The organism is Faecalicatena contorta (genome assembly GCF_021531995.1).
GTDB lineage: Bacteria > Bacillota > Clostridia > Lachnospirales > Lachnospiraceae > Dorea_A > Dorea_A contorta_A.
Genome location: NZ_JAFBIZ010000157.1, coordinates 1 through 4,779, shown reverse-complemented (window position 1 = coordinate 4,779; position 4,779 = coordinate 1). Strand labels below are relative to the sequence as shown.

Sequence of the window (4,779 nt, the reverse complement as noted above, 5' to 3'; positions counted from 1 at the left end):
AGGATACATAGTTCTAAATTTGTATATTTTAAATGTTCTTCCATTTCTTCCTACTCTCTGTTGAGAAAAAAAGATAGGACCAGGAGATTCATGCTTAATAATTGGTCCAAAAATTAAACATGCAAAACAAGTAAGCACCAATCCAACTAAAGCCCCACATATATCCATAATTCTTTTTACGAATATTTGCCATGCACTCGCAAATTTCAATCCCGATGACAATACCACAAATTTACCAAATGTCTGGACCTTTTTGTTTTCCATATCCAGGGAGTAATTAGTCAAATTAATATGAACAACAAATCCCATACTAACCAGAAGATTTGCAAGTTTTTCTGCATTTTTTTCACGGTCCTTTAAATCAATAAACACTTCATCGATAACATTCTCTCGTACATATTGCACGATTTGATTCTTTCCAGAAACTACAGGAATATCATTAATATACTTTAATGTTTTATTAGTATTTTCATATAGAACCAGTACTTCTATTTGATAATCTTGATATGGATATATGAGTTCATCTAAAACATCTTTTACACGCTCTTCTGTCGTTACAATCATTATTTTACGGGAACCCTTATTTTCTCTGATCCTAATACGCAACATTCGTTTCCATATCATTCTAAATAGGCTCATGATAAAGACACTGATCGGATACATCGATAGAACTACGATTCTGGAATATGCATTAGACTGTTTGGTCGCAAACATCCACACAATAATGCATATAACCACCCACATACAATGAATCATGACTTTTTTTAATTCAACAAGATATCCTCTTCGAATTATTGACTCATAACTATTGCTAAAAAAAACAATACAGATATCTATAATCGCTATCATTACAGCCATTGTTCTATATATATCTGGTAAAAACATATTTCCATGCAAGTTATTTCGAAAAGCATATGCAATTAAAAAGCTTATCTCCAAAGACAGGATATCAATCAACATAAAATCAAGATGTTTTATCCAACCTTTTACGATTTCCCTGTACATTTCCAAACCTTCTTATGTCTAAATTTTTATTATTTATCATTTATTATTACTTTTATCTTATCGCTTATTGCATCATCCACCGCTTCATCCGGCCACATCACATACAAAAGCTGAGATCCGGATGAAAAGCACATCTGATTATCCCCGGTACCTGTTGCCGCCTGGGATTCTATCGTCCAGTTCGCCCCATCGGACAGCTGCATATTAATAAGCTTTGCCATCTCTTCCTGTGTCATATTCGTTTCTACACTGTCACCGACATTGGCGATGAGTTCACCGGCTTTTGTTAATATTGCCGGAGACATGACTTTCTGCAGGATTGCCGTAAGCACGGCTTCCTGATTTTTTCCCCTCTGGTTATCCCCGTCTTCAAAGCTGTATCTTTCTCTGGAGAATCCAAGTGCCGTTTCTCCGTCCATGTGATTCATTCCCTGTTGAATCTGATATTTTCCATGCGTTGTTGTAAATGCATACTCCGAATTGACATCAATACCACCGAGGGTATCCACTATTTTGATCAACGACGTAAAATTAACTCTGGCATAGTAACTGATGTCTATATCGTATAGATTTTCCAGTGTAGCCATGGAAGCATCCACACCATAGATACCGGCATGAGTCAGCTTATCTCTTGCTTCTCCTGAGACATTTGGAATGGTAACGTAATAATCTCTCGGTGTTGTTGTAAGGAGAATTTTCTTGGTATTTGGATTCACTGTCATGATAATATTGACATCGCTTCGACTGTTTGTCGTGATCGGCCCGGACACATCGATACCACTGATATATACGTTAAAAGGTGCTTCTACAGATACTTCTTCCTGTTCAATCTCCGTATCGATTCCGTACTGATACAGGATCCGTACCTGATCCGAATAATCTTGTATCGATTCTTCAATAATTCCTGTAAAGGCTTCATTGTAGATTGCCGCTTCTATCTTTCCGCTAAGCAATGCTTCTGCCTCTTCGGTAACGTTGTTGTATTCTTCCGGCTGGATTTCACGTCCGACATTCTGTTCAATGTCTTTTAACATCAACGTATTATTTTCCTGATCCACCGATGTCTGTAAGCCGAATCGATAATTGCGTGCATCCATCAGGTTTTCTGCCTGGTCTTCTTTTTTTACGACTACGATCATATTATCGGTCTTGTAAGTAGCGCCTCCTACATCTTCCATCATGGCAGTTGCTTTCAGAAGATACAGAATTGCAATTCCCATAATGACACTGATCACGAGACTCAGAATAATCCCCGTTATATGTGCCGCTTTCGGCCGCAGAAACTGCAGATCAAAGGTGATTACAAACAACATCAGCAACATAAGTCCGGTGACAGCCAGGTAAAGATCAGGAACCATGCCGCTGTTCCAGAGCATCGCAAAAAACACAACACAGAGAAGCAGCTGGAGAACCGGCATAATCTTGCCTGCGACTGGATGATTTAGTTTTTCATAACGATGTGCTTTCTGTTGATGACGCATCTGGCTTTTTCTCCTTTGCTGTATTTCTCATGGAATTTTTATTTTCCATACTCTCCATAGTATTTTCCGTAGTATTTTCCGTAATATTTATTCTTCTTCATATCTACTTTATTCAATACGACACCAAGGATCGGGCATCCCGCCTTTTCCAGCTGTTCTTTTACGGCTTTTCCGAATTTTCGGCTGATTGCATTAGCCGAAATAACCAAAACGGAAGCGTCACAGTTTTTGGCAATCACAGCTGCATCGATCACGCTTCCAAGCGGAGGTGCATCTATGATCACATAGTCATAGGCTTTTCTGGCACCCTCAAGCAATGCTTCCAGTCTTCTCGTCCCAAGAAGTTCTGCCGGATTGGGCGGCACAACTCCTGCAAAGATCATGTACAATCCGTCTTGCTGTGTTTTCACAATGACATCTTTTACTTCTACAAGCCCGGACAGAAAATGGCTCAGACCTTTGATTTCTCCATACACACGATGCCGTCCGATTAAAACAGATTTGCGGAGATCCCCATCGATAAACAGTACTTTTTTTCCGGCCTCTGCAAATGACAGTGCAAGAGAGAGGGACACAGTACTCTTTCCTTCATTAGGGGTACAGCTGGTGAACATGATCACTCGTTTATCGGAACCAGAGAACTCGATATTGGTTCGCAGTGTCTTGTAGGCCTCATTGCTCCGGTAATCCTGTTCTATATTTCTCAATGTCACTTCCTGCATTTCTCTATTCTCCTATCTTCTTGCGCTTTTCATGGTTTTTTTTGATGGTCCGCTGCTTTTTTTGACTTTTTTGATCTTCCCCTGAACCGGAATGGAGGTCAGTACATTTAATCCCAGATACTGTTCCACATCATCCGGGGTCTTGATCGAATCATCCCGGATGAAGCCCCATAAAAAGATTGCAAATGCCAGAAATACACCGAATGCTCCTCCAAGGATCATATTTTTCTTTAGATTAGGCGAAGATGGTTTTGTCGGAAGATTTCCATCTTCAATCGTCTCTACCGATTCCACATGCATGATTTTGGTAATCTGATTACTTACCGTTTCGCGCAGTGCATCCGCTATTTCTTTTGCTTCTTTCGGGTTGGCATTTTCTACACTGATACTGAGAATACGTGTATCTGTCGGTGTTTCTACATTGATATTGTTCGCCAGTTCATCGGTACTCATATCCAGATTCAGTACAGATATTACTTTTTCCAGAACCGGACGGCTTTTCACCAGTTCCGCATAATCTTTGGTGAGCTGTGTTCCCGTCTGAAGATCACTGTAGGTTACCCCTGAAGAACTATCCTGCTTGGATAATACATACATCTTGGTAACCGAGGTATACATTGGTGTAATCAGATATTTTGTTCCGGCAAATGCTAATAAAGCTATCAGGATCCCTGAAAGCAATATGAGGTGAATTTTTGATTTCAGTGCAAGTAATAACTCCGCCAGATCAATTACAATTTCGTCATCATTTATCCCATTGTTCATCATGTTATTTTGATTCATCTTTTCTAACTTTTTTCAACATTTCCTTGGCATTGCTGAAAAATATCCTCCTCATATATTCTTCTCCATAATTTTTCGCAACATATGCTGCCGCTTTTCTCATATACGGAGCCCGATTCTTTGCATTATGTGCATCCGTACCGACACAGTATACAAGTTCCTCATCCATAAGCCATTTTACGTATTTTCGAATCCTTCTGTTTCCGATGATACTGTCTGCATTGACCTGGAGGTAAATTCCCATTGCATACAGTTCCTTTGCATATTCCGGATGGTCAATCATACAAATATAACGTTCTACATGTGCAAGAATCACCTGATATCCGCCAAATCGAACCTGCTGAAGTCCCTGTTTGATATAATCAAAAGAATCAGAAGGCGAAAATTCAAGTAAAACAATATCTCTGCGATTCATGGTCAGGATTTGTTTTGCTTTTATCTTGTCTGTAACATCCTGTCCAAAATAAATCTCTGATCCTAGATAAATACGAAATTTTTCATCAATTGCATGTGCAGCATCCCGTAAAAGAACTGCCTGTCTTCTTAGAATCTCCGGACATTCCTGTCCCCGCACTGGATGGTGATGGGGTGTGGCAATGATGCATCGGATTCCTTCACTGTATGCAATTTTTAACATTTTCATCATTTCTTTAGAATCTTTCGCTCCATCGTCCACTCCTGACAATATATGGCAATGCATGTCAATAAAACCATCCAATTATCTGCACCTCAATACATTAACTTTCCTTTTACGCAAATATAAATTAAAATTTTTAAATAAAACTACC

5 protein-coding genes are annotated in these 4,779 nt (G+C 39.3%); all 5 read right to left on the bottom strand.

The window, feature by feature from the left end; translation table 11 throughout:
• A partial coding sequence (locus tag JQM82_RS14350) for a sugar transferase (RefSeq protein WP_235251082.1) occupies window positions 1–1,005 on the bottom strand: 1,005 nt, incomplete at its 3' end.
• A gap of 29 nt (window positions 1,006–1,034) precedes the next feature.
• A complete protein-coding gene (locus JQM82_RS14345) occupies window positions 1,035–2,486 on the bottom strand; it encodes an LCP family protein (protein WP_235251081.1) in 1,452 nt (483 codons plus the stop codon).
• A 38-nt stretch (window positions 2,487–2,524) separates the two neighbouring features.
• On the bottom strand, window positions 2,525–3,208 hold the full coding sequence (locus JQM82_RS14340; protein ID WP_235251080.1) for a CpsD/CapB family tyrosine-protein kinase: 684 nt from the start codon (window positions 3,206–3,208) through the stop codon (window positions 2,525–2,527).
• A gap of 12 nt (window positions 3,209–3,220) precedes the next feature.
• Window positions 3,221–3,991, bottom strand: a complete 771-nt coding sequence (locus tag JQM82_RS14335) for a YveK family protein (RefSeq protein ID WP_235251079.1) — start codon at window positions 3,989–3,991, stop codon at window positions 3,221–3,223.
• A complete protein-coding gene (locus tag JQM82_RS14330) occupies window positions 3,978–4,709 on the bottom strand; it encodes a CpsB/CapC family capsule biosynthesis tyrosine phosphatase (RefSeq protein WP_235251078.1) in 732 nt (243 codons plus the stop codon). The genes JQM82_RS14335 and JQM82_RS14330 overlap by 14 nt, the downstream gene beginning before the upstream one ends.
• Window positions 4,710–4,779 lie beyond the last annotated feature (70 nt).